Source organism: Flavobacterium sp. TC780 (assembly GCF_056783245.1).
The window spans coordinates 1-2356 of sequence record NZ_JBXBAV010000069.1 but is presented as its reverse complement, the minus strand read 5'-3'; the positions used below and the strand labels follow the sequence as shown (position 1 = coordinate 2356).

Genomic DNA, 2356 nt, shown 5'->3' with positions numbered 1-2356 from the left:
TTTAAACCTACTGATTCAGTTGGTCTTGCTAAGGTTAATACATGCTCCTGTTGTTAGGGAGGCAGCACGTACCCCAGAACCCCCTCCATCATAACAGAATGGTAGGCATGTGATACGTTCAATTTTATACTTATAATTCCTCGATTCTCTAATGCTGTTTTCAGGCTTTGAATCTTATCATGACTACCAGAAACCACAATGTTTTCTAGAGAGTTGATAACGGCGATTTCGCAATGGTATTCTTTTACTATTTCCTGAATATCGATTTCAGTAGAATGGATAGCAAGCATACTGCCCGATTCCATAGACTGCATAAGTTGCCCTCTGGAAATTACTATTTTTATAGCATCTTCTAAACTAAAAACCTCAGATAAAGTAGCTGCCACATATTCTCCAATGCTGTGACCAATATAAGCGTCTGCTTTAACTCCTAAATGTGTCAAGTACTCCGACAAACCATATTCGATAATAAATAAGGTGATTTGAGACCACTGTGTTTGGTTGATATCGTATAAATCTCCTGCATTGGGATACATAACCTGATACAAGTCCACTTCTAAGTGTTCGTTAGCAATAGAAATACATTTATCAATAGCAGTTTTAAAAACCGGTTCATTTTCATACAGCGCTTTTGCCATATTGATGTATTGTGCTCCTTGTCCTGGGAACATGAACACTGTTCTAGCATTGCTTTCCGCAGTTACCTCAGTGGTGATGGTATTTTCTTTTAATCCAGCAATCAAATCATCAATTGTCTGGGCGCAATAGGCACTTCTATACTGAAATTGCTCTTTCTTTTCTTGTAAGCTATAGGCAATATCTCGAATAGTCACTGATTGCTGAGTATTTTGTATTCCTCTTAAATAATTTAACAAGGCTGTTTTATTCTGTTCCAATGATGGTCCGCTTTTGGCAGATACAGGAATGATATACTTTATCGAATGATACTCTTCTGCAATTGTAGTTTCCTGCAACTCTTTTGTTGGAGCAACATAATCTCCAATAATCACATGCGCATTGGTGCCTCCAACCCCAAAAGAACTTACTCCAGCCAAACGTTGCTTGCCATCGTTAGGTAACCAGTCGCGGTTTTGTTTAAGAATTTCAAAGTTGGTTTGTTCTAAACCAAGCTCTGGGTTAGGGCTCTCAAAATTAACCTGTCCTGGAAGAATATTGTGCTGAAGCATTGCACAAACCTTAATTAAACTGGCTGTACCTGCAGCAGAATCGGCATGACCGATATTGGCTTTCACTGCTCCCAGTACAGTTTTACGACCCAAGGCTTTTTCTTTATCTTCATTGAAAGCAAAAGCTTCTTTTAAAGCCTGTACTTCTATTGGGTCACCTAAATGAGTAGCAGTACCGTGACATTCTACATAATCAATTTCATTAGAGCTCACTCCTGCCATGCGTTGCGCATTAATTATACACTCACTCTGACCGATTAGCGAAGGTGCTGTATAACTTGTTTTACGATCTCCATCATTGTTGGTAGCATAGCCTTTGATTACCCCTAAGATGGTATCCCCATCTTTAATAGCATCTTCTAATCGTTTTAGCAAAACAACTCCAACTCCAGAGGTGCCAATTGTACCAGAGGCTTGATCGTCAAATGTTCGGCAATGTCCATCCTTAGATGAAATCATTCCTTCTTCGTATAAATAACCGATACCATCTGGTGCGCCAAATGATACTCCTCCCGCCAAAGCCATATCGCAAAAGCCTAGTTGCAGATTTTTACAGGCTTCTACCACAGAAACTAATCCTGTGGAACAAGCGGTATTAATCGAAGTAGCAGGACCAGATAGACCTAGAAAAAAAGCCGTTTTTGTTGCTAAGGCATCCTTGCTATTTGAGGCAGCCGCTTCCCATAAATTGATTTGATCTGCCTTTTCTCCGTTTAGAATATGATCATAGAAATAGTCGCTGTTACCACTTCCTGCAAATACCCCTATATTGTGTTTTTTTCGCTCTTGAGAATATCCCGAAGACTCTAATACGAACCAACTGTGTTCGATAAATTTACGGATTTGAGGATTCGTTTGTTTTGCCTCATTGGGTGATATACCCCAAAATATTGGATCAAAGTTTTCTATACCTTCCACTTGTCCCAATACTGGAACAAAATTTGGCATCTCTAACAACGATTCATCTACCCCTCGTTGTAGACATTCTTCTTTACTGAATAACTGAATACCTTCTTGCTGATTGGCAATTAACTGCCAAAATTCTGTTGTGTTCTCCGCTCCACTAAACGCTCCTGAAGTACTAATAATCGCAATCTCATGAGTCGTGCTCTCTACCAGGTGCTGCCTCCTTAACAACAGGAGCATGTATTAACCTTAGCAATTGGTGA

Annotated in this window: 1 protein-coding gene; it reads right to left on the bottom strand. The window is 39.6% G+C overall.

The annotated features are described in order from the left end of the window. Positions 1 to 53: 53 nt before the first annotated feature. Positions 54 to 2333: a type I polyketide synthase gene (locus AC1RYN_RS06840; protein ID WP_481806357.1), complete on the bottom strand. Its 2280-nt coding sequence runs from the start codon at positions 2331 to 2333 to the stop codon at positions 54 to 56. Positions 2334 to 2356 lie beyond the last annotated feature (23 nt).